At 70.3% G+C, this 23,661-nt stretch carries 20 protein-coding genes; 13 read left to right on the forward strand and 7 right to left on the reverse strand.

Features of this window, described 5'->3' with window-relative positions; genetic code table 11:
* Nucleotides 1–1,005: an NAD-dependent epimerase/dehydratase family protein gene (locus tag KZJ41_RS26705; protein ID WP_006941728.1), complete on the reverse strand. Its 1,005-nt coding sequence runs from the start codon at nt 1,003–1,005 to the stop codon at nt 1–3.
* A gap of 123 nt (nt 1,006–1,128) precedes the next feature.
* On the opposite strand from KZJ41_RS26705, the gene KZJ41_RS26710 reads away from it, so the two are divergent.
* Nucleotides 1,129–2,130, forward strand: coding sequence for an MBL fold metallo-hydrolase (locus tag KZJ41_RS26710; RefSeq protein ID WP_006941729.1), 1,002 nt, complete (start codon nt 1,129–1,131; stop codon nt 2,128–2,130).
* 34 nt (nt 2,131–2,164) lie between these two features.
* Here KZJ41_RS26710 and KZJ41_RS26715 read toward each other — a convergent pair whose 3' ends face one another.
* From KZJ41_RS26715 to KZJ41_RS26730, 4 genes are all read right to left on the reverse strand, one after another.
* A complete protein-coding gene (locus tag KZJ41_RS26715) occupies nt 2,165–4,192 on the reverse strand; it encodes a TerD family protein (RefSeq protein WP_006941730.1) in 2,028 nt (675 codons plus the stop codon).
* Between the two features lie 113 nt (nt 4,193–4,305).
* Nucleotides 4,306–4,992 (reverse strand): hypothetical protein, encoded by a 687-nt coding sequence (locus tag KZJ41_RS26720; protein ID WP_006941731.1) that lies wholly within the window; start codon nt 4,990–4,992, stop codon nt 4,306–4,308.
* An 81-nt stretch (nt 4,993–5,073) separates the two neighbouring features.
* Nucleotides 5,074–6,159, reverse strand: coding sequence for a DUF475 domain-containing protein (locus KZJ41_RS26725; protein ID WP_006941733.1), 1,086 nt, complete (start codon nt 6,157–6,159; stop codon nt 5,074–5,076).
* Nucleotides 6,160–6,285: 126 nt separating this feature from the next.
* Nucleotides 6,286–6,861 (reverse strand): TerD family protein, encoded by a 576-nt coding sequence (locus tag KZJ41_RS26730; RefSeq protein ID WP_006941734.1) that lies wholly within the window; start codon nt 6,859–6,861, stop codon nt 6,286–6,288.
* Between the two features lie 234 nt (nt 6,862–7,095).
* On the opposite strand from KZJ41_RS26730, the gene KZJ41_RS26735 reads away from it, so the two are divergent.
* From KZJ41_RS26735 to KZJ41_RS26785, 11 genes are all read left to right on the forward strand, one after another.
* Nucleotides 7,096–8,217, forward strand: a complete 1,122-nt coding sequence (locus tag KZJ41_RS26735; RefSeq protein ID WP_044476232.1) for a hypothetical protein — start codon at nt 7,096–7,098, stop codon at nt 8,215–8,217.
* Nucleotides 8,214–9,404, forward strand: a complete 1,191-nt coding sequence (locus tag KZJ41_RS26740; RefSeq protein ID WP_029546599.1) for an HpcH/HpaI aldolase/citrate lyase family protein — start codon at nt 8,214–8,216, stop codon at nt 9,402–9,404. The genes KZJ41_RS26735 and KZJ41_RS26740 overlap by 4 nt, the downstream gene beginning before the upstream one ends.
* Complete coding sequence (locus KZJ41_RS26745) at nt 9,401–10,669, forward strand: phosphoribosyltransferase family protein (protein WP_006941746.1); 1,269 nt, start codon at nt 9,401–9,403, stop codon at nt 10,667–10,669. The genes KZJ41_RS26740 and KZJ41_RS26745 overlap by 4 nt, the downstream gene beginning before the upstream one ends.
* On the forward strand, nt 10,666–11,772 hold the full coding sequence (locus KZJ41_RS26750) for a cysteine protease StiP family protein (RefSeq protein ID WP_006941747.1): 1,107 nt from the start codon (nt 10,666–10,668) through the stop codon (nt 11,770–11,772). The genes KZJ41_RS26745 and KZJ41_RS26750 overlap by 4 nt, the downstream gene beginning before the upstream one ends.
* A gap of 35 nt (nt 11,773–11,807) precedes the next feature.
* Complete coding sequence (locus KZJ41_RS26755; RefSeq protein WP_044476233.1) at nt 11,808–12,653, forward strand: hypothetical protein; 846 nt, start codon at nt 11,808–11,810, stop codon at nt 12,651–12,653.
* Between the two features lie 17 nt (nt 12,654–12,670).
* Nucleotides 12,671–13,975, forward strand: coding sequence for a TerD family protein (locus KZJ41_RS26760; protein WP_006941749.1), 1,305 nt, complete (start codon nt 12,671–12,673; stop codon nt 13,973–13,975).
* Nucleotides 13,976–13,979: 4 nt separating this feature from the next.
* Nucleotides 13,980–15,485 carry a TerD family protein gene (locus KZJ41_RS26765; RefSeq protein ID WP_006941750.1) on the forward strand — a complete coding sequence of 502 codons (1,506 nt, stop codon included), beginning with the start codon at nt 13,980–13,982 and terminating at the stop codon, nt 15,483–15,485.
* A gap of 243 nt (nt 15,486–15,728) precedes the next feature.
* On the forward strand, nt 15,729–17,291 hold the full coding sequence (locus KZJ41_RS26770; RefSeq protein WP_102800191.1) for a long-chain-fatty-acid--CoA ligase: 1,563 nt from the start codon (nt 15,729–15,731) through the stop codon (nt 17,289–17,291).
* Nucleotides 17,288–18,346, forward strand: coding sequence for an MBL fold metallo-hydrolase (locus KZJ41_RS26775; protein ID WP_006941752.1), 1,059 nt, complete (start codon nt 17,288–17,290; stop codon nt 18,344–18,346). The genes KZJ41_RS26770 and KZJ41_RS26775 overlap by 4 nt, the downstream gene beginning before the upstream one ends.
* Before the next feature lie 4 nt (nt 18,347–18,350).
* On the forward strand, nt 18,351–19,226 hold the full coding sequence (locus KZJ41_RS26780; protein ID WP_050036093.1) for a LysR family transcriptional regulator: 876 nt from the start codon (nt 18,351–18,353) through the stop codon (nt 19,224–19,226).
* A 4-nt stretch (nt 19,227–19,230) separates the two neighbouring features.
* A complete protein-coding gene (locus tag KZJ41_RS26785; RefSeq protein ID WP_043799932.1) occupies nt 19,231–20,100 on the forward strand; it encodes a LysR family transcriptional regulator in 870 nt (289 codons plus the stop codon).
* Nucleotides 20,101–20,162: 62 nt separating this feature from the next.
* On the opposite strand, the gene KZJ41_RS26790 is transcribed toward KZJ41_RS26785, so the two are convergent.
* Nucleotides 20,163–21,371: an acetyl-CoA C-acetyltransferase gene (locus KZJ41_RS26790; RefSeq protein WP_029546606.1), complete on the reverse strand. Its 1,209-nt coding sequence runs from the start codon at nt 21,369–21,371 to the stop codon at nt 20,163–20,165.
* 52 nt (nt 21,372–21,423) lie between these two features.
* Nucleotides 21,424–22,164 carry a 3-oxoacyl-ACP reductase FabG gene (fabG, locus tag KZJ41_RS26795; protein ID WP_006944004.1) on the reverse strand — a complete coding sequence of 247 codons (741 nt, stop codon included), beginning with the start codon at nt 22,162–22,164 and terminating at the stop codon, nt 21,424–21,426.
* Nucleotides 22,165–22,371: 207 nt separating this feature from the next.
* On the opposite strand from fabG, the gene KZJ41_RS26800 reads away from it, so the two are divergent.
* Nucleotides 22,372–23,556 carry an acyl-CoA dehydrogenase family protein gene (locus tag KZJ41_RS26800; RefSeq protein WP_029546608.1) on the forward strand — a complete coding sequence of 395 codons (1,185 nt, stop codon included), beginning with the start codon at nt 22,372–22,374 and terminating at the stop codon, nt 23,554–23,556.
* Nucleotides 23,557–23,661 lie beyond the last annotated feature (105 nt).

Genomic DNA, 23,661 nt, shown 5'->3' on the forward strand with positions numbered 1-23,661 from the left:
CTACCGGGCGCCACCCACCGCGCTCGCCAGCGCCGCGAGGGTCTGGGCGCTCGTGTAGTGCGGCTGCCAGCCGAGCTGCGTCCGGGCCCTCGTCGTGTCCATCACGACGGACGTGCGGCCCGTGTGGATCCACTCGACCATGGAGGGCAGGAACGGCAGCCGCGCCACCACGGCCGACGCGGCCGTCGCGACCGACGCCGGGACCCGGATCGGCCGGGCGCCGAGCGCGGCCGCGACGTCCGACAGCGACACCACCCCGTCGCCGGCGATGTTGTACGCGCCGGGCGGCCCCTCGGACGTCACGGCGGCGACGACGGCACTCGCGACGTCGTCGTGGTGCACGAGCTGGAGCGGATGACCGGGGTCCGGGAACACCGGGCGCGGCAGGGGCAGGGCGCCGGCGGCCTTCCGCACGGCCCCGGGCAGATGCCCGGTGACCTGCCGCCACGGCATGGCATCGGCCAGGGCGGTCGCGTGCGGCCCCGCGACGATGCAGGGCCGCAGCACGAACACCTCGAGGTCCGATCCGCGGGTGACCTCGTCGAGCACCCGCTCGAGTTCGGCCTTCTGTTCGGAGTAGTAGTGCTCGTGCGAGCCACGCGTGGGCACGTCCTCGGAGAGCGGGGTCGGATTGTCGGGGTGGTATCCGTACGCGGCGACGGACGAGGTGTACACGAGACGCCGCGGCCGGGCGGCGGCAACCGTCGCCTCGAAGACGTTGCGGGTCCCGGCGATGTTGATCCGGTGACTCTCGGCGCGCGAGCCCATGATGACGAAGGCCAGGTGCACGACGACGTCGGCCTCCGCGACCAGGGCGTCGACGGCGCCGCGGTCGAGGATGTCGCCCTGCCGGTACTCGGTCTTGGTCCAGCCCTGCCGGGCAGGATCGAACGGGCCTCGCGCCATGCCGAGGATCCGATCGATGCGCGGGTCCTGTTCGAGGGCCGCGACCGCGGCCCTGCCGATCTCGCCGGTGGGGCCGGTGACCGCAACCGTCGTTCCCATGGGATCCCCTTCGCTCGTGACGCCGTCCGTGCGATTCATACCGCGTTCCCGGGCCGGCCGGGGGCAAACCACGGTCCGGCTCGTGCGGTTAGACTCACCGCCACTGCGGACGGGGGGCGAACGGTGGGCGACGGCGGGTTGACGCAGATCGGCGACGGGGTGTGGGCGGTTGTGCGGACGCCGGGCGGCTGGGGAGAGGCGAACACCGGTCTCGTCGTCGATGCGGGCACGGCGTCGCTGGTCGTGGACACCGCGTGGGACACGCGGCTGGCGCGGCGGATCGCCGAGGCACAGCAGCTGCTGGTGTCGCGGGCACCGATCACCGAGGCCGTCAACACCCATTCCGACGGCGACCACTGGTGGGGCAACGACACGCTTCCGGCGACGGCCCGCATCACGACGAGTGCGGCCGCGCTGCGCGGCATGCGCGAGGATCTCCCTCCCGCCGCGGTGGCGGCGCTCGCGGCGGCCGGACGTCCGCTCGCCGCGCTGCCCGGGATGCTGGGCGCCGCGGCCGCCTACATGCGCCGGGTGCCGGGCGGCGCCCGCCTGCCGCTGCGATCGCCTCGGCTGCCCGACCACACATTCGACACAGTCCTGCGGCTCGATGTGGGGCAACGTCCGGTCCAGCTCGAGCGCCTCGGGCCGTGCCACACCGCCGGGGACCTCATCGCGCACGTGTCGGACGCCGGCATCGTGTTCGCCGGCGATCTGCTGTTCATCGGCTCGACCCCGATCCTGTGGCACGGGCCGCTGGAGAACTGGCTCGCCGCGATCGACCGGCTGCTGGCCCTGGACGCGGACCTCTACGTGCCCGGTCACGGGCCGCTGTGCGGACCCACGGAGATCCGCGAGTTGCGCGCCTACTGGGTGTGGCTCGAGCAGGCCGGCCGGGAACAGTACGCGCGCGGCGCCGGGCCGCTCGAGGCGGCCCGGCAGCTGGTGCGGGATCCCGAATTCGTCCGGTGGGGCGACTGGATCCACCCGGAGCGGATCGTCCTGAGCCTGAGCACGCTGTTCTACGGGTGGGACGGGCATCCGCCGGCGGCGCCGACCGTCGTGCGACGGGCGCGGGCGTTCGCCGACGCCGAGACGCTGCTGCGCGAGTTGTCCGCGAAACGATGAAGGGCCCGCCGGTAGGGCGAGCCCTCCCCCGGGCCTATTCGAACTCGGAAGCAGCCGGTTCGCCGAGAGGTGCCGGTTTGGGAGCAGCCGGCACCCACCCCCTCAGGGGCTGGACGACACCGGCATAGAACGAGTCGGTGGAAGAGGTCACGCTGGTGATGAATCCGGCGGCAGTTCCCGACCGTCGGCCTCCCATAGGGAAGCCCTGCTGAAGGGTGAAGCTGACGATCCGGCCGTCCCTCCCCTCGGTGAGGATCTTGGAATCGGCACGGACGGCGTCGAGATGCTCGCAGGCTTCGTTTCCGCGCTCGGAGAAGACTGCTTCCACTTGGACATCACCCGGTGCGTCCTTCAGTTGCCTCAGCAACCAGGACAATCGACGTGCCGAAGTGCCTTCGTCAGGAGCATCGATGGTGGTCCGGCAGCGGACACGGTTGGTGCGGAGATCGGCCACTACCACGAGATCACCGGCTGTTTCCGGAATACGGAGAAGGGCCTCGAGAGTCCCCTCGGACGCCAGCTTTTCTGCGAAGTAGGCGTTTCGTGCACTCGGGTCGTTGTTGTATCGCCGAGGTAGAACGTGTTTGACCGTCACTCCCAATTCAGCGGTCAAACGAAGCGCAAGATGCCGCGCCAAGGACACCCACGTGTCCGCCACTGCTGCCGCCTTCTTGTCGCCCGCACGCAAAGTTCCTGACGCGACGGCATCTCGGACCCCAACCCAATGGCGTCCCATGTCGACGAACTCGGCCGCACCGGACCGGGGGTGGTCCAGGTAGCGAAGAAACTCACCGAGAATCCACGCCTGCAGCGCATCGTCGACACCGCCGTGGGACAGAAGCATGCGAGCTTCGTGCGCTACCTCCGACCAGGACAGATGCCGCAGGGCCACCTTGGCGAGTTTGCGGCGGTCGACCTCGATGGGAAGCTCTCCCGCACTGGCAGGAATGTCGTTCGAAAGACTCACGACGACGTCGTACTTGTTCTTCCGCGCGACATCGAGATAGTTCTCCAACTGTTCCCGTCTGAGCTTGCCGTTCCCCGTCTTGACCTCGAGCAACGCGGTCCAGAGTTTGGCGCCACGCGACACCTTCAGCACGGCGTCGGGAATCACCTTCGACTCGCCCTGGGCGTACTGCACTTCGCAATAACCCTCGAACGCACCTGCCGGCGCCCCGACTCGGGAACAGATGGCACGGGCGAAAGGACGTACCGCCTGCATAGCCGCAACAAGCGCGGACGTTGCCCTGCGTTCCTGCTCTTCGCCGCTACCCACTCCAGCTACGGAGAAGAGTCGCGCAGGTTGCCAGGCGTCGTGCTCTGCGAGCTTGAAATCGATCGGCTTCGCCTTTGTGACAACTCGCCTGGTGGTTCGTACGCCGCGCCGCTTCGCTGAAGGTGCGGCGGATGTGCCGGCGTGGTCCTCGATGACATCCGCGACCGGAGCGGTCGGTGCCTCCCCGGCATCGGTGTGAGCGGAGTCGCGCACTGAGACGGTGTCACCGGCGTCGTGCGACGGTCCCCCCGGTTCCTCGTCGATGTCGACGCCGAAATCCGTCGCGAGCGCGGACAGACCGGAATCCCATCCTTGCCCGACAGCACGGACCTTCCATTCGCCGTTGCGCCGATAGATCTCCCCGAAAACGAAGGCAGCTTCGCTGGTCGCGTCTGCGGTCACGTACTCCGCCACCGGATGCCCTGCAGGGTCGACCACTCGCAGGGTGAGCTTGCCCAGGTCTCCGAATCTCCCGGTACCGAGGCTTCCCGCGAGCGCCACCGTGTGTACGTCGGCGGGCACGTCCGAGAGAACGACAGCGATCCGCGCCTGCGCTCCTTCTTCGGTTGTACTCGTGCCGAGGAACCGTACGGACCCGTCGGCGGACTCCGGCTGGTTGTAGAAGACGAAGTCCGCGTCCGAACGTACCTTTCGTTCGGAGCCGAGCAGCAGCGCCGAAGCGTCGACCTCGACCTCCGATTCGACCCACCCGACGACCACGTCGATCTGCGACAGGTCACTCGGCAGAGTGATGTTCTGTCCCTTGGACAGAATCGGAGATGTCACGGCAAACCCCCTGAGTAGTCGGCATCGTTCCACCCGAAGGGGTGAACCTCTGAAGGGATCGCTGTCGGCCCGATATTCGTTGCAGCCGAATGCCACCATCGGGCGCGATGGTGCTACTTGCGGCCCGGGGCCCAGTTCATGCCCCAACCGTAAGCACGATCGAGGTCGGACTGGCTGCCGTCGACGTACTCGACGAGCCGCGAGACGCTGATCTCGCGGCCGGTGTTCTGCAGCATCGCGATGGCACAGATGCGTGCGCCATTGTTCGGCGAGTCGAGGCGCACCTCGATCTGCGGTCCGGAGGGCGGAGTGAGGGTGACGACACCGTCCACGGCAGCCCAGTTCGGGGCGCCCTCGTAAATCATCGCGAAGATCAGGATCCGCCGGAATCGTTCGGGTTGGCCCAGGTCGATGCGCATGGTCTCACCGCCGGATACGGCGCCGGTCCGGTCGTCGCCGTCGAGTGCGATGAACGGGGGTTTCTCCAGCGCACCGAAGCTGTTCCCGAGGGCCTGGACGACGCCCTTGGAGCCGTCGGCAAGCTCGTAGAGGCAGGCGAGGTCGAGGTCGATGCCGCGGCCCGTCGCGCCACCCGTGAGCTTGGCGAGGAACCCCTGCTTCCGTGGGGCCGGGGATCCGCCCTGGGACCAGTTCAGGTTCACCTGGGTGATCCCTCGCTCCGCTCCGGACTTGGCGAGGCCGACCGTCGGAGCGGCCTTGGTGAGGCTGATCTTGCTCAGGCCGACTCCGCCCTGCTTGTCGCCGGGGTTCTTCGAGGGTCGGGTGTAATCGATTGCCATGGGTAAGACCTTTCCCTGGATACGAAGATGGGAACCCTCGATCGCTCGAACCGATCGAGGATTCCCATCGAAGTCGTGCGGTCAGGCGGCGACGGTCGCCTTCGCCTCCTGACGATTGCGGCGGATGCTGCTGGCGAACGCGGCACCGATGAGCGCGACCCCCACGAGACCCGTGACGATCTCGTTCACGTGATGGCCGATCGAGTACAGCAGGATGAACGCGAGCGCACCGATCGCCCAGTGCGCGCCGTGCTCGAGGTAGCGGTACTCCGAGAGGGTGCCCTTGCGGACGAGGAACACCGTGATCGAGCGGACGAACATCGCGCCGATGAAACCGAGGCCCAGGGCGATGATGATCGGGTCCGAGGTGATGGCGAACGCGCCGATCACGCCGTCGAAGGAGAACGACGCGTCGAGCACCTCGAGGTAGAGGAACAGGAAGAACCCGGCCTTGCCGGTGGCCTTGGCCAGCTGGGTGGGCCCGCCCGTCGGCTCTTCCTCTTCCTCGGGGATGTGGAACAGCTCGCCGAGCCCGTTGACGACGATGTAGGTGATCATGCCGAGCACGCCGGCGATCATCACGGTGGAGACCTTGTCCTCGGGAGCGAGGATCGTGGCGGTCAGCACCAGCAGCACCGAGGCGGTGACGACCTCGAGCTGGTCCAGCTTGCCGGCCCGCGCGAGCGGACGCTCGAGCCAGGCCAGCCACTTGATCTCGCGTTCCTCGAAGATGAAGTTCAGGAACAGCATCAGCAGGAACATGCCACCGAACCCGGCGATCTGCGGGTGGGCGTCGGTGATGATGGTCTCGTAGCTGGGGCTGCCGTCGGGGAAGTACGCGGCGTCGTTCGGCGGCGGGTTCAAGGCGAGGTCGAGTGCCTCGATCGGACCGAGGCCGGAGGCGATCCACACGATGAGCAGCGGGAAGATCAGCCGCATGCCGAACACGGCGATGAGGATGCCGATGGTGAGGAAGATCTTCTGCCAGAATTCGCTCATCCGCTGCAGCACGGTGGCGTTGATGACCGCGTTGTCGAACGAGAGCGAGACCTCGAGGATGCCGAGGATCGCGGCGAGGAACAGGGCCTGGGGTCCGCCGTAGAGGAAGGCGACCACCAGGGAGACGACGGTGACGGCAAACGATATGCCGAAGATGCGCAGAACCACGAAGCGTGGCCTTTCTGTCTGGATCGGGGCGGTGCAGGGTGGTTACTGCAGCAAATTATCGGTGAACCAAGGAAAGCGGCCCCCGGCGACGAAGCCGGGGGCCGGATCCGGAATCCGGATGCGACGTCAGACGTTGACGCCGTAGTCGCGGGCGATGCCCGCCAGGCCGGACGCGTAGCCCTGGCCGATGGCGCGGAACTTCCACTCCGCACCGTGCCGGTACAGCTCACCGAAGACCATGGCGGTCTCGGTGGAGGCGTCCTCCGACAGGTCGTAGCGGGCGAGCTCGTTGCCGTTGGCGCGGTCGACGACGCGGATGTACGCGTTGCGGACCTGTCCGAACGACTGGCTGCGGGAGTCGGCGTCGTAGATCGAGACCGGGAAGAAGATGCTCTCGATGTTGGCCGGCACGGCGCTCAGGTCGACGTTGACGACCTCGTCGTCGCCCTCGCCCTCGCCCGTGCGGTTGTCGCCGATGTGCTCGATCGAGCCGTCCGGGGACTTGAGGTTGTTGAAGAAGACGAAGTGCTGGTCCGAGACGACCTTCTTGTCGGCGCCGGTCGCGATCGCGCTGGCATCGAGGTCGAAGTCGGCACCGGTGGTGCTGCGGATGTCCCAGCCGAGGCCGACGGCCACGGCGGTGAGGTTCGGCGCTTCCTTGGTGAGGGAAACATTGCCGCCCTTGGTCAAGCTGACGCCCATGCGGGGTCCTTTCGATCTGTCGGTCCGGACGAGGTGCCCGGGCGGGCACGCCCGATTTGCGCGTGTCACTCCACCCTAATAGCTGTTCCGCGCCGACGCCCCATGCTCGAGGCGCGCGCACGGGGCCGAACCGCGCGGACCAGTACCATTCGGGGCGTGGCGAGCCGATGGACGCGCCGCCTCTTCGGCGGTGGGAGCACCGACGATCCGGTGGCCCGTGGCGCCTACGACGCGATGGTCGCCGCGTTCCTCGACATGGACCGCCGCCAGTCCGTCGCCGAGGCCGCCGTCACGGCCTCGCACGACCTCGCGCCGCAGCGCGGGCTGCGCCGCGAGTGGGAGCCCGTCCGCGAAGCCTGTTACCGCGCGGCCGAGACGTACCTGCACCTCGCCCGCACCGAACCGACCGATCCGCTCGCTCCCGCCCCGGCCTACGAACAGGCTCTGCAGCAGATCGGTCTCGCCACCCGCACCCTCGACCAGTTCTACGATCGCCACCGCGCACACCTCGAGCATTCGGTCGCGGTGGCACAGACCGTCCCGCAGCTCGCCCGGCAGGTCCGCACCGAGGCGCAGGCCGCGGCGGCGCTGGTGGACGCGCCCGAGCACGCCGCATACGCCGACTACCCGTCCGTGCGGGCCGCGGCGAACGCGCTCGACGCGGAGGTCCGCGCCCTGGATTCGGCGGTGGGAACCGGCGCCGTCCGAACGGCGGCACGGCGGGCCGAGGAGGCGGCCATCGCCCTGCGTCGCGCCCTCGCGCAGGCGCCGGACAAGGCCGAGTCCGCCCGGAAAGCTGTGGCATCCGTCACCACCCGCCTGTCGGCGGTCCGCACCCGCGCCGAGAGCCTGGCGCCGGCGTTCTCGGCCCTGCTGCGCGAGTTCAACGCGGCCAGCTCCGCCGACCTGTCCGGCAACGAGCGCGCCGCCCGCGAGTTCCTCGACCGGGCCGACGCCGACGTGACCGCGGCGCGAACGGCTTCGGCCGGGAACCGGCCCGAGCAGGCGCTCGAGCTGACCGCGGCGGCCCGGGCATCGCTCACCCAGGCGGAACGCTACGTCGACGCCGTCACCGAGCGGCTGTCCGTCCTCCGCGCGGTCCGCCGTGATCCGGCCGCGAAGGTGGAGCAGGTACGGTTCCGTCTGCGCGACGCGCAACAACTCGCGGTGCAACGGGGGTTGACCGCAGAATGGGGATCGGTGCTCGACGCGCAGCTCGATCGGATCGACAGGGCAGTCGGTTCGCTCACCGGCGTACACCCCGACTACTGGGCGTACGTCCGAGAGCTCGACGCCGTTTCGCGCTTCATCGCCGGCGTGGTGCAACGAATGAGAGGACGAACGGAAGAGGCATGAGTGGGGGAACCTTCGCCGATATGCGCACGATGCACCATTTCCACCACATGGACCGCGCGACCCGGGACACGCTGTTCCTGCATCCGCCGCAGGCATTCTCCGATGCCGACGAGCGCGATCGGCTCGCCGTCGCGCTCGGGGCCACCCTGTACGTCCCGGCCACCCGCGCGGATCTGACCGCCACGATCGCCCGCCGAGCCCGCGAGGGTGTCGCCTCGATGGTGATCGACCTCGAGGACGCCGTCGCCGATCATGAGGTCGAGGACGGCCTGCGCAACGCGGTCGCCACCCTCGACGAGCTCGCCGGCACCGCGGCCGCGACGATGCTGCTGTTCGTCCGGGTGCGCACCCCCGACGGTGTCGACCGCATCGCCGACATCCTGGGGCCCGGCGTCACCGCGTTGACCGGATTCGTTCTGCCCAAGTTCACCGCGGCGTCGGGGCCGGCCTTCCTCGATGCGGTGGCGGCGGCGTCCGAGCGGCTCGGCAAGCACCTGTACGCGATGCCGGTGCTCGAGTCCGCCGAGCTGGTGCACCGGCAGACCCGCGACGGCGAGCTGCAGCAGATCGCGGCACTGCTCGCCGGGCACCGTGACCGGGTGCTGGCGGTACGGATCGGGGCCACCGACATGTGCGGCACGTTCGGCATCCGCCGCGACCGCGACCTGACCATCTACGACGTACGCGTGGTCGTCGACGTCATTGCGGATGTCGTCAACTATCTCGGCCGCACCGACGGCACCGGATTCGTCATCACCGGTCCCGTCTGGGAGTACTTCGCCGATCACGAGCGCATGTTCCGCCCGATGCTGCGGGCCACGCCGTTCGCCGAGCACGACGCGGTGATGTTCCGCCAGCAGCTCGTCAGCCGGGATCTCGACGGGCTGCTCCGCGAGATCGCCCTCGACCGGGCGAACGGCATCCAGGGCAAGACCGTGATCCATCCCTCCCATGTGGCCGCGGTGCACGCCTTGTCCGCGGTCACCCACGAGGAGTACCACGACGCGGTCGACATCCTCGGCGGCGACGCAGGTGGCGTGCAGGCCTCCGGCTACCGCAACAAGATGAACGAGCGGCGTCCGCACCGCACCTGGGCGCAGCAGACGTTGCTGCGCGCCTCGGTGTTCGGCGTCACCAACAAGGGAGTCACTTTCGTGGACCTGCTGACGGCATTGGTGGACCGGTGACCGCGGGGTTGCAGTCACCCTGGGCGACGGAGCAATTCGGCCTGGAACTGCAGCACTTCGACTCGGCGACCGGCGACACCGTGCCGGACCTCGTCGTGCCGGGGCTGCGCCGCAACCCCCGTCGCGCACACCTGCTGGTCTCCACGGTGCTCGGCAAGCACATTCCCACCGACCCGGCCGCGGTCATCGGCGCGGGTGACCGGCTCGGCGATCTCGTCGCGGACCTGCTGGGCTCCGCCGCGCACGACACGGTCGTACTCGGATTCGCCGAAACCGCAACGGGCCTGGGTCATTGTGTGGCCAGCCGGCTGCGAGCGCGCTGCTACCTGCACTCCACCCGGCGTGACGTGCCCGGCGCCGGCACCTTCGCCGGGTTCGAGGAGGGCCACTCGCACGCCACGTCGCACCTGCTCCAGCCGACGTCGCCGGAGCTGTTCGCGAACGACGCACCGCTGGTCCTGGTGGACGACGAGATCTCCACCGGCGCCACGGCCGTCGACGCGATCCGGTCCCTGCACCGGCACCATCCTCGCGCCCGGTACGTCGTCGCGTCGCTCGTGGACATGCGCACCGCCGATCACCGTCGCGCGGTCGACGAGGCGGCCGCCGAACTCGGCGCCCGGATCGACCACGTGAGCCTCGCGGCGGGACACACGATCCTTCCCGACGGGCTCGTCGAGCGGGTCGCCGCACTGCCCGATCCGGATATGAATCCCGTTGCCTCACAAAGAGGCTCCGTGGATTTCGTGACGTTGCCGTGGCCGGCGACCGTGCCCGACGGCGGGCGGCACGGCTTCCTGCGCACCGACACCGCGGCTTTCGACGCCGCGATCGAGCACACGACCGAGGCCGTGGCCACCGCCCTCGGACCGGGACGGCCGGTCGTCGTGGTGGGCCACGAGGAACTGATGTACCTGCCACTGCGCATCGCCGACGCGCTCGCCCGCCGGGGGACCCCCACGCGGTTCCAGACCACCACCCGCTCCCCTGCGTACGTCCGGGACGTGCCCTGCTACCCCCTTCGGCGCGGATTCACCTTCATCGCACCCGAACCCGACGATGTCCCGCGGTACCTGTACAACGCGCGGTGGCCGGAGGAACGGGCACGGCTGCTGCTGGTGCTCGACGATCCCGCCGACACCGATCGCCTCCGGGCCGACGGTGGCCTGCTCGACGTGCTGACCGCCGCCGGGGAGGACGTGGTCGTCGCCGTCGTGCCCGCCACCGACCCGTCGGTGCTGCGCGCCGCCCGGGAGGGACGATGACCGTTCCGCTGGCCGGACCCGACTTCGGCTCCTACGCCCCGGACGAGGTGCGGTGGCTCCTCAAGGACCTCTCGCACGTCGCCCTCGAGGCCGACATCGCCGAGCGCGAACGCCGCATCCAGTCGGGTCTCGCCCACTACGCCGAGACGCTGCCGATCGAATACCAACCCGATGCCGCCTACCGCGAGCTGTTCGACAAGGTACTCGCCGCGACGGCGGGGCGCCTCGCCCACGCCGTCGGTACGGTCACCGAACTGCTGCTCGCCGAACGGGGCCGGGATCTGACGCTCGTATCACTGGCCCGCGCCGGCACTCCCGTCGGCATCCTGATCCGTCGCTGGGCGCAGCGGCACCACGGGCTGGACCTGCCGCACTACGCGGTGTCGATCGTGCGGGGCCGTGGCATCGACGTCGCCGCCCTCGACCACGTGACGGCGCGTCACGATCCGGCCTCGGTGGTGTTCGTCGACGGCTGGACCGGCAAGGGCGCCATCGCCCGCGAACTCGCGGCGGCCCTGGCCGAGTACCGGGCCGCGGGCGGTCCGGAACTCTCCGGCGACCTCGCCGTGCTCGCCGACCCCGGGTACTGCGTGCGGACCTACGGCACCCGCGACGACTTCCTCATCGCCTCGGCGTGCCTGAATTCCACTGTCTCCGGCCTGGTTTCACGCACCGTCCTCAACGAAACCCTGATCGGCCCGGGCGAGTTCCACGGCGCCAAGTTCTACGCCGAACTTGCCGGCGAGGACGTCTCGGCCGTCCTCCTCGACACCGTCGCTGCGGAATTCGGCGACCGGGACGCCGCAGTCACCGCCGCCGGGGACATCCTGCGGTCCGACCGCACCCCCACGTGGGCGGGCTGGGAGTCGGTGGAGAGGGTACGGGCCGAGTACGGCATCTCCACCGTCAACTACGTCAAGCCCGGTGTCGGTGAGACCACCCGGGTGCTGTTGCGGCGCGTGCCGTGGCGGGTGCTGGTCCGCGAGGCCGATGCCGAGGAGCACGCGCACATCCGGATGCTCGCCGCAGCCCGCGACGTGCCGGTCGAAACGGTTCCCGACCTGGCGTATTCCTGCATGGGACTGATCAAGGATCTGCCGTGACCACCGCCCTCGTCGCGACCGACCTCGACCGCACGATGATCTACTCGCGCGCCGCGATGGGCGAATCGCCCGTCGTCGACCGCGATCTGGTGTGTGTCGAGCACTACGACGGTGCGCCCCTGTCGTACCTGACCGTCACGTCCGCGCAGCGCCTGCGCGACCTGGCCGCCGCCGCGGTGGTGGTGGTGCCGACCACCACGCGCACCCCGGAACAGTTCCGGCGCATCGCGCTGCCCGGCGCACCGTGGCGCTACGCGATCGCCAGCAACGGCGGCGTGATCCTCGCCGACGGTGTGCCGGACACCGGGTGGCGGCAGGCGGTGGACGCGGGCGTGCGCGCCGAGGGCGCCGGACTCGACGAGGTCACCGCCGAACTGCGGCGCCGCGTCTCCGACGACTGGGTGCACAAGTTCCGCATCGCCGACGAGCTGTTCTGCTATCTCGTGATCGACGTCGCCGCCCAGCCGGTCGGATTCCTCGACGAATGGGACCACTGGTGCCGCGGCCGCGGATGGAGCGCCTCGCAGCAGGGCCGCAAGCTGTACACGATGCCGTCGGCGGTGTGCAAGAGCAAGGCCGTCGCCGAGGTCCGCCGGCGCCTGGTCGCCGACGGAACGCTCGCCCCGGATGCCGCGGTACTCGCCGCCGGGGACGGAGCGCTCGACGCCGAGATGCTGATCGCCGCCGACGCCGCGATCCGGCCGCGGCACGGCGAACTCGAGGCGCTGGACTGGCGGCACCCGACGGTGACGGTGACCCGGGAAACGGGGATCCGGGCCGGCGAGGAGATCCTGGCCTGGTTCGCCCGATACGCCCGGATCGGCGCGGGTTCGTACAGTGGCAGTGACGCTCCATGTTCCCCAAGACAGAGTTTCCAGTAACAGTGAGGACCCCTCCCGTGCCCGTATCTCTCGCCAAGGGTCAGAACGGCCCCCTCACCGCCACCGACGTCGTCGTCTCGCTCGAGCTGACCACCCCGGCCGACCTGTCTGCCCTGTTGGTCAAGGCCGACGGCAAGGTGCGCTCCGACGCCGACTTCGTCTTCTTCAACCAGCCGAGCGGGCCGGGGGTGCGGCTCGTGCCGGGCGCTCCCGGGCAGGCCGCGTCGCTGGCCGTGTCGCTGAACCAGGTGCCGGCAGACATCGACCAGGTGCGCGCGGTCATCACCCTCGACGACGCGTCGAGCAGCTTCGGTCGCTTCGCCCCGCCGTCAGCGCGGGTCTCCGACACCGCGGGCAACGTCCTCTACGAGTACCGGATCGACGGGCTGAGCAGCGAGTCGATCGTGATCGCCCTCGAGCTGTACCGGCGGCAGGGCGCGTGGAAGGTGCGGGCCGTCGGCCAAGGATACGCGGGCGGGTTCGCCGCGCTCGTGACCGATCACGGGGTGAGCGTCGACGACGCGCCCGCGGCGGCGCCGCAAACGGCTCAGCCCGCACCGCAGCCTGCGCAGCCCGTGCCGCCGTCGGTCCCGGCCGCGCCGCCCGTACCGCCGGCCTACTCCACGCCGCCGCCTTCTGCTCAGCAGCCCTACCAGCAGCCGGCCCCGCCGCAGCCGTACGTGCAGGCCTCCGCGCCGCAGCCGGCGCAGGACGCCCAGCCCGAGGTCAGCCTCACCAAGAGCCGGCCGGTCAGCCTCGTCAAGGGCCAGAAGGTCACCCTCCGCAAGGAGGGCGGTGTGGCCCTGACCTACCTGCGCATGGGGCTGGGCTGGGATCCGATCGCGAAGCGCGGTCTGTTCGGCAACCGTGCCGCCGACATCGACCTCGACGCGTCGGCCGTGCTGTTCGCCGACCAGAACCTCGTCGACGTCGCGTACTACGGCCAGCTGCGGTCCAAGGACGGCTCGGTCCAGCACCAGGGCGACAACCTCACCGGCGAGGGCGCCGGCGACGACGAGGTCGTGCTCGTCGACCTCACCCGGGTCCCGGCCCACATTACGACGGTCATGTTCATCGTCACCTCGTACAAGGGGCACACCTTCGAGCAGGTCGCGAACGCGTTCTGCCGGCTGGTGGACGGCACCAACAACGCCGAGCTGGCCCGCTACACCCTGCAGGGCGGTATGCCGTTCACCGGCATGGTGATGGCCAAGGTGTACCGGCAGGGGCAGGACTGGAAGCTTCAGGCGATCGGCGAGGGCATCCAGGCCAAGCATCCCGGGGAGGCCGCGCCGCAGCTCGGCCGGTTCCTGGTGTCCTGACGCCGTGACGGGGAGATTCGCGGCGGGGCAGAACGCCCCGCTGACGGCGCGCCGGGTCCGCTTCACGGCGCGCGCGGCAGGGCCGCTGGACGTGTGCGCGCTGGTGGTCGACGCGAACCTGCAGGTACGCACCTCCGCCGACGCCGTGTTCTACAACCAGCCCGGGGCGCTGGGCGTGGACCTGGCCGGCGACGCCGTCGTCGTGGATCTCGACCGGGTGTGCCCGCAGGCCGCCGCGGTGCTGTTGGCGGTCTCCTCGGACCGAGGGCCGGTGGGCGCGCTGTCCACCGACCTGACCGGGCCGCCCGGATCCGGGCCGGCGACGTTCGACGCGCCCGCCGGCGGTGCCGAGTCGGCGGTGATCTGCTGGGAGTTGTACCGCCGCGACGGCGGATGGAAGCTGCGGGCGGTGGGCCAGGGGTATACCGGTGGACTCGCCGAACTGTTCCGCGCGCACGGAGTGGACGTCGACGACGAGCCGGCTCCGCCCTCGCCGGATACCCCGGCGACGGTGCCGGTCGAACCGGAGCAGGCGTGGGAGCGGACCTGGCAGATCTTCGAGGACGCATCCCGCTCTGCCGCCGCGTTGGTCTCCGCGCACGACTACGCACTGCACCGGCTCGACGAGGAACTGTCCGCAGCCGTCTCCGACCCGGCCCGCCGCACCGGACCGGCCGCCGACCAGGCTCGGGCCGAGGCGAATCGGCGATGCGACGAGCTGATCGCCGCGGCTCGGGCCCGGCACGCCGCCGACACCGCGTTGTTGACCGAGGAACTGCGCGCCGTCGGCGCGGCCCTGCCCGCGGCGATGGCCTCGTGGGACGCACCGGCGTGGCAGCGGCCGGGTCTCGGCGGAAACGGGCTGCGGATAGGCGAACTCGGGGCCCCGGATCGCGACTCGCCGACACTTCCGTTGTGCCTCCCGTTGCCGCTGCGGCGCCCGCTGTGGGTCGACGGGGACTCCGTCGCCGCCGCCCCGATCGTGTCGGCCCTCGTGGTGCGGCTCCTCGCGGCGCACCCGGCGGCGCGACTCGACATCGTCGACACGGCCGGTGCGTTGTCCGCCCTCACCGATGTGGTGTCCTTCGCAGTGACGAGCCCGGTCGTCCGCGACGTCCCGGACATCGGACCCCGGCTGCGCGACGTGGCGCACACGGTCGATCTCGCCGCCCTGGCCGCGGCCGCGGATCCGGGTGCCGAGCCACCGGCGCCACGGATCGTGGTGCTCGCGGGTATCCCGCACGGCTACACCCGTGACGATCTGAGGCACGTCATCCGGATCGTGGAGGCGTCTGCGACACAGCCGGTTTCGGTGATCATCGTCGGCGAGGACGACGGTGTGACGGACGAGCCGTTGCTGGACCTGCTCTCGCAGGAGGCTCAGCACCTACCGGTGGCGCCGGGCACCCACATGGCCGATCCGTGGACCGGCACCGACTGGCAGCTCACGTTGGACACTGCGCCGGACCTCGACGGGCTCCGCCGCGTCGTCGCTGTGCTCGGGCGCTGAGCCTCGGGCTGAGCCGAACATCCGCGCGCGGCCGTGCTCCTTGCGCGCGTCCGTCGGGGACCGTACCCGCGCAGGAAGCACCTCCGCGCGCAAGGACAGTCGCGCGCCGCCGGTCCCGACATAGGCACTCGCTATCGGTCGCTGTGGATCTTGGACTTTGTTCCGCCGAGGCGCTGGTGATCGACTGATCGGGCACGGCGGCCCGACATCGAGGCGCTCGCCGAACGGAACGAGGAGTGGGATGTGAGCGGTCTGCACCTTCCGCAGCGGGTCCGGCAGCACGCGGCGGAACGGCCGGACGCACTTGCACTGACCTGCGGCGACACCACCGTCACCTTCGCCGAACTCGATCGGCGCACCAATCGGCTCGCGACCGCCCTGAGCGGTCTGGCCCGCCGCGGCGGTCGGATCGGAGCGCTCCTGCGCATGCGGCTCGAGGCCGCCGAGACCTTCGTCGCCTGCGGGAAAGCGGGGCTGGTGTTCGTCCCCCTGAACTGGCGGCTCACCCCGGCGGAGGCCGCCCGCATCGCCGAGGACGCGGAACTCGACGTGCTCGTCGTCGAATCCGGGTTCGCAGCGGCAGCCGAGGCGATCCGTGCCGCACTGCCCGGCCTGCCCGTCGTCCTCGTCGACACCGATCCCGGCGACGACCTGCTGCCCGGGGCGTGGACGTGGGAACGGCTCACCGCCACCGGCGCCGACACCGATCCCGGCCGCGGCGACGACCCCGACACGACGCTGCTGCAGCTGTACACCTCCGGCACCACCGGCACGCCGAAGGGGGTGCTCATCACCCACCGCAACCTCCACAACGACGAGGAGGGACAGCGCATCTACCACTGGCGGCCCGACTCGGTGGCGCTGAACGCGATGCCGCTGTTCCACATCGCCGGGGCCGGATGGCTGAGCACCTGCCTGTCCGCCGGTGTGCACGCCGTCCTGCTCGGCGAGTTCCAGCCACGCACCGTCGCGTCGCTCGTCGAACGCCATCGCATCACCCATGCGTTCCTGGTGCCCGCGACCGTCCAGATGCTGCTCGACCTGCCCGGCCTGGACACGTTCGACCTGTCGAGCCTGCAGTTGATCTTCTACGGCGCCTCCCCCGTCACGCCGTCGATGCTGCGCCGAGCCGTGCACACCCTCGGATGCGGATTCGTCCAGCGCTACGGGATGACGGAGACGAGCGGCTCCGTCACCGCGTTGCGCGTCGAGGATCACGACCCGACCGGTCCCCGCTCCTACCTGCTGCGCTCGGCAGGCCGTCCCATGCCCGGTGTGGAGATCGCCATCCGCGACGTGGCGACCGGGGAGGACCTGCCGGTGGGAGGGTCCGGCGAGATCGTGTGCCGCTCCCGCCACAACACGTCCGGCTACTGGCGGCGCCCGGAGGAGACCGCGGCGCTGTTCACCCACGACGGGTTCCTGCGCACCGGCGACGCCGGCCACCTCGACGAGGACGGCTACCTGTTCGTCACCGACCGGGTGAAGGACATGATCATCACCGGCGGGGAGAACGTCTACCCGATCGAGGTGGAGTCGGTGCTCGCCGAACATCCCGCCGTCGCCGAGGTCGCCGTGGTCGGGGTCCCCGACCGCAAGTGGGGCGAGGCCGTCACCGCCGTCGTGCGGGTGGCCGACGGTGCCGCCGTGCCGGACGAGAGCGAACTGGTCGCGTTCACCACCAGCCGGCTCGCCTCCTACAAGAAGCCGCAGCGCATCCACTTCGTGAGCGAGCTGCCGCGCAACGCCAGCGGCAAGATCCTCAAGCGCACGTTGCGCGACACCCTCGCGGGGGAGGTGTCGTGACCGCGGTCGAGGTCGTCGGCGTCGTGCAGCAGGAGGCGTGGCGGCGCGGCGAGCTGCCACCGGTCGAGCAGGTCCGGCCCGGGCTGTGGTCGATTCCCGTGCCCATGCCGAAGAACCCGCTGCGCTACGTGCTGGTCTACGCGCTGGCCCTGCCCGACGGCCTGGCCCTGATCGACGTCGGCTGGGACTCCGAACAGTCGTGGCAGGCCCTGGTCGACGGAATCCGGCAGACCGGGCACGACATCACCGAGGTCCGGTTCGCGGCGATCACGCACCTGCACCCGGACCACTTCGGCCTGGCGCCGCGGCTGCGCGAGGTCAGCGGTGCCGCACTGGCGATGCACGCCGCCGACGCGTCGCTGCTCGGCCACCACACCGCCACGGATCGGGAAGGGTTCACCGCGGCCTGGGCCCGGCAGCTGGCCCGGCTCGGAGCCCCCGAAGAGGTCCGATCGGGCGAGGTCATGGAACTGGTCCGGTTCGGGCCGCGCGAGTCGCTCGACGTCGTGCTCGACGACGGCACCCCCCTGGATCTGCCGGGCTGGGACCTGCACGCCGTGTGGACGCCCGGCCACACCCCCGGCCACCTGTGCTTCGTCGATCGCACCCACGAGCTGGTGTTCAGCGGCGACCACATGCTCCCCCGCATCAGTCCCAACATCTCCACCGTCCCGGGCGAACTGCCGAATCCGTTGCACCGCTACCTGCTGTCGCTGCACGCCACCACGAGCCTGCCCGACGGCGAGGTCTTCCCCGCCCACGAATACCGCTTCCGCGGTGTCGCTTCCCGCGCGCAGGCGCTGCTCGGCCACCACGAGGAACGTCTGGCCGAGATCGCCGAGGCCGTGTCCCGGCATCCCGGTTCCACGGCGTGGGAGGTCGCCACGCGGATCTCGTGGTCCCGTCCGTTCGAGACGATGTCGCCGCGTCTGTGCCGGCTCGCGGTGCGGGAGACCGACGCCCACCTGTTGGTTCTCGCCGACCGGGACGTGGTCACCGGGTGCGGTACCGACCCGGACCGCTGGATGCCGGCAACCGCCGTCCCCGTACGATGAGCCGGTGGACCTTCACCTCATCACCTATTTCGTCGCGGTCGTCGACCGGGGTGGGATCACGAAGGCCGCCCAGTCCCTCTACATTTCGCAGCCGTCGCTGTCGCAGGCCATTCGCACACTCGAACGTCGGCTCGGCACAACCCTGTTCGACCGGACCGGGCGCCGGCTCACGCTCACCGAGGACGGCCGCCGGCTCGACGTAGCGGCGCGCCGCATCCTCGCCGACGTCGAACGGGCGAAGGCGAAGGTCGCCGCGGTACGCGAACTCGCCTCGGGCCGCGTCGACGTGGTGACGTACTCGTCGTTCTCGTTCGACCCGATGATCGAGCTCGCCCGCCGCTTCCGTGACCGCTACCCGCACATCCTGGTGCGGATCGTCGACACGGACGGTCCCGCCGGGGTGCACACCGCGCTGCGCCGCGGCGAGGCGGAGATCGGCGTGACCGACCTGTCGGTCGAGCACGCGGGCATGATCACCGTGCCGCTGTTCGAGCAGGAGCTCGTGCTCGCCCTCCACCACGACCTCGCGGCCGACCTGCCGGACCCGATCCCGCGCACCCGTGTGCGGGACGTACCCCTCGTCGTCGATCTCGGCGACCGGACCAACGCCGCGAAGGCGGGCGGGCTGCTCGCCGAGAACGCCGCCAATGTCGTCGTCGACTGCGCCCACCCGGCGGCGACGTGGGGACTGGTGTGCCTGGGCACCGGCGCAACGGTGGTGCCCAGGCCGGTGGCCGAACAGCAGATGCCCACGGTGACGGTGCGGCCGCTGGAGCCGCCACTGACCCGGCCCGTCGGACTCGTGCTGCGGGCGGGCGAGCCGTCGCCGGCCGCGGCGGCGTTCCTCGACGTCGCCTCGACACTGCGGCAGGGAGTGTAGGACTGTGGATTTCCGGCAGGTGGAGTACTTCCTCGCGGTCGTCGAGAACAACGGCATCAACGGGGCCGCGACCGCGCTCGGCGTCGCGCAGCCGACGGTGTCGCAGGCCCTGCGCAGCCTCGAACGCGAGCTCGGCGTCGAGCTGTTCCACCGCATCGGTCGCGGCATGGTTCTCACCGCGGCGGGCCGCAGCCTCATCGGCCCGAGCCGGCAGATCCTGCGTGACGTGACCGCGGTCGAGGAGTTGCTCGCCACGTCGGACGGCGCGGTGGCGGGCCGGCTCGACATCATGGCCTTCCCGGCACTGTCCGCCGGCCCGCTGGTGGAGCTGATCGCGCGGTTCCGCCGCGAATATCCCAAGGTCGCGGTGCGGTTCTCGGCCCTGCAGGACGAGGAGCTGGTCGCGTCGCTGATCCGCGACGGTCACTGCGAGTTCGTCGTTGCGCACCTGCCGCTCGAGGGCGGCGACGGACTCGAGGTGATCGAGCTGGGCGAGCAGGAGTGGTGGCTGGCGTATCCGCCGGGATCCGAGCTGCCGGAGGGCCCGATCCACCTGTCCGAGCTGCCGGACATCCCCATGGTGTTCGCGCCGACCGGTGGGTCGATGGTCGATGCGGTGGAGTCGGCGCTGCGCGCGGCCGGTGCCCGTCCGGAGATCTCCGTCCTGGTCGGCCAGCGCGAAGTCCGGCTGCCGATGGTGGCAGCCGGACTCGGCGGGTCGATCGTGGATCGGGTGCCGGCGGAGGCCGCCGGGGACCGGCTCGTGGTGCGCGCATGCGAGCCGCGGCTGGTGGGCACGTACGGGCTCGCGTTCGATCCGGCGACCCTGTCTGCGGTGGGTCAGGCGTTCGTCGACCTGGTACGGCGGCGCTGACGCGCCGGTGCGTCCTTTGAGTTGCTCCCACAGCCCAAAGGACGCACCGGCCGCGAAGCGGCCTACACCCTCTCGAACACCGCGGCCAGACCCTGACCGCCGCCGATGCACATCGTCTCGAGGCCGTAACGGCCGTCGCGGCGGTGCAGTTCCCGGGCGAGCGTCGCCAGCATGCGGCCGCCGGTCGCGCCGACCGGGTGGCCCAGCGAGATGCCGGACCCGTGGACGTTGGTGCGCTCGAAATCGGCTGCGCCGAACTTCCATTCGCGAGTCACCGCGAGTGCCTGCGCCGCGAAGGCCTCGTTGAGTTCGATCACGTCGACGTCGGCGAGCGTGATGCCGGCCTTGGCGAGGGCCTTCTCCGTGGCCGGAACCGGGCCGATGCCCATGATCTTCGGAGCCACACCGGCCAGGCCCCAGGACACGACCCGCACGAGCGGGGTCAGGCCCAGCTCCGCGGCGCGCTCGGGGGTGGTGACGAGGCACATGGACGCGGCGTCGTTCTGGCCGCTGGCGTTACCGGCGGTGACCGTGGCCTCGGGATCCTGCTTGCCCATGATCGGCTTCAGCTTCGCCAGCGACTCGACGGTGACGTCCGGGCGGGGATGCTCGTCGGTGTCGATGACGTCGTCACCGGAGCGGGTCGTGACGGTGACCGGGACGATCTCCTCGGCGAGGATGCCGTTCTTCTGCGCGGCGACGGCGCGGGCGTGCGAGGACACCGCGAGCTCGTCCTGTTCGAGCCGGCTGATGCCGTAGTCGCGGCGCAGGTTCTCGGCGGTCTCGATCATGCCGCCGGGCACCGGGTAGAAGCGGCCGCCGGCGGTGGCCCGGGCACGCACGAGGCTGTCGTGCATCTGCACGCCGGTGCGGGCGCCGCCCCAGCGCATGTCGACGGAGTAGAACGAGGCGTTGCTCATCGACTCGGCACCACCGGCGACGACGACCTCGTTGTCGCCGTTGCCCACCTGGAGCGCAGCCTGGATGACGGCCTGCAGGCCGGAGCCGCAGCGACGGTCGATGTGCATGCCGGGCACCGTGATCGGCAGGCCCGCGTCGAGCGCGACGACGCGGCCGATGGCGGGGGCCTCGCTGTTGCCGTTGCAGTGGCCGAGAATGACGTCCTCGATCGCGTCGGGGGCGATTCCGGTGCGGTCGAGAAGACCCTTCAGTGCGGCGACACCGAGGTCGACGGCGGTGAGGGACTTGAACATTCCGCCGTAGCGGCCGATGGGAGTGCGGACGGGCTCGCAGATGACTACTTCGCGCATGACGACCTTCGGGAGAGGAGAGTGATTGTGAAAGAGACTGTGAGACAGGGACTCACATGAATCGGCCGCCGGTGACCTCGAGTACCGTACCGGTCATGTACGAGGACATGTCGGACGCGAGGAAGAGGGCCACGGACGCGATCTCGGACACCTCGCCGGGCCGGCCCATGGGGATCTCGCTCATCTTCTGATCCCAGGCCTTCTGCGGCATCGCCTCGGTCATCGCGGAACGGATCAGGCCCGGCTGGATCGCGTTGACCCGCACGCCGTGGTGCGCCATCTCCTTCGCGGCCGCCTTGGTGAGGCCGACGATGCCCGCCTTCGCGGCCGAGTAGTTGGTCTGGCCGACCATGCCGACCTTGCCGGAGAGCGAGGAGATGTTGACGATGGCGCCACGCTTGGAATCGCGCATGATCGCCGACGCCTTGCGGGTGCCGTGCCAGGTGCCCTTGAGGTGGACGGCGATCACCAGATCGAAGTCCTCCTCGGTCATGGTGCGCATCGTCGCGTCGCGGGTGATGCCGGCGTTGTTGACGACGACGTCGAGCGAGCCGAACCCGTCGACGGCCTCCGCGAGGAGCGTGTCCCACTCCTCCGCGTTCACCACGTTGCACCGCACCGCCCGGGCCACCTCGCGGCCACCGAGCTTCTCGGCGGCGGCTGTCGCGGCATCGAGGTCGAGGTCGCCGAGGACGACCCGGGCGCCGGCGTCGACGAACTCCTGTGCGATCGCGAAACCGATGCCCTGAGCGCCTCCGGTGATGACGGCGGTTCGGTTCTCCAGCAGTGACATGAGGTTCCTTTCGCACGAGCCCACCCGGTCCGGGGACGGTGGGAAGGCACCGATGAATCGAGGACGCGGGCGACGCCCGTCGGCTGATGCTCCGAATATACCGAGAGGACCGGTGATTCGACCCCGCCCCATTCATCGACAGTGCCTATGTGGCGATGGGGTGATTCGTATTGGACACCCGCCGCCCCGGAAACCGATGGTGGATTCATGACAACCTCGACTGCGACGCCGGCTGCCCAGGTCGACGACGACGACTTCCAGGAAATCCTCGCCCAGACCCGCGCGTTCGTGCGCGGCGTGGTGGTGCCGCGCGAGCAGGAGATCGCCGACACCAACGCGATTCCGGACGACATCCGCACCGCTGCCAAGGAGATGGGCCTGTTCGGGTACGCCATCCCGCAGGAGTGGGGTGGGCTGGGCCTGAACCTGGCGCAGGACGCCGAGCTGGCGATGGAGCTGGGCTACACCACGCTGTCGCTGCGGTCGATGTTCGGCACCAACAACGGCATCGCCGGGCAGGTCCTCGTCGGGTTCGGCACCGACGAGCAGAAGGCGCAGTGGCTCGAGAAGATCGCCTCCGGCGAGGTCGTCGCGTCCTTCGCGCTGACCGAGCCCGGCGCCGGCTCGAACCCGGCCGGGCTGCGCACCAAGGCCGTGCGCGACGGCGACGACTGGATTATCACCGGTGAGAAGCGGTTCATCACCAACGCCCCGCTCGCGGACCTGTTCGTCGTCTTCGCCCGCACCCGCCCCGCCGACGAGAACGGCACCGGCATCGCGGTGTTCCTGGTCCCGGCCGACACCGACGGGGTGCAGGTCGGCGCCAAGGACCGCAAGATGGGCCAGGAGGGGTCCTGGACGGCGGACGTGCACTTCACCGACGTGCGGGTGCCGGCCGCGGCGCTGGTCGGCGGCAGCGAGGACGTCGGCTACAAGGCCGCGATGACCTCCCTGGCCCGCGGGCGGGTGCACATCGCGGCGCTGTCGGTGGGGCAGGCGCAGCGCGCGCTGGACGAGTCGGTCGCGTACGCGGCGACCGCGACGCAGGGCGGCACCGCGATCGGCAACTTCCAGCTGGTGCAGGCGATGCTCGCCGATCAGCAGACCGGGGTGATGGCCGGGCGGGCGCTGGTGCGCGACGCGGCGCGGGCGTGGGTGGAGGGCACCGACCGGCGGATCGCACCGTCGGTGGCGAAGCTGTTCTGCACCGAGATGGTCGGCAAGGTCGCCGACCTGGCGGTGCAGATCCACGGCGGCACCGGGTACATGCGGGAGGTGCCGGTCGAGCGGATCTACCGGGACGTGCGGCTGCTGCGCCTGTACGAGGGCACCAGCGAGATCCAGCGTCTGATCATCGGCGGCGGACTGGTCAAGCAGGCCCAGCGCGGCTGACCCCGGAACGCGACGAGGGGCGGTGCCTGTCGAAGGCACCGCCCCTTTTCGTCTGTTCGTCCGAGCGAATGTATCGCTCACCTCGTCAGACCGACAGCATGGTCC

Origin of the sequence: Rhodococcus sp. 11-3 (assembly GCF_023704055.1) — a bacterium.
In the GTDB taxonomy this organism is placed as follows: domain Bacteria; phylum Actinomycetota; class Actinomycetes; order Mycobacteriales; family Mycobacteriaceae; genus Rhodococcus; species Rhodococcus aetherivorans.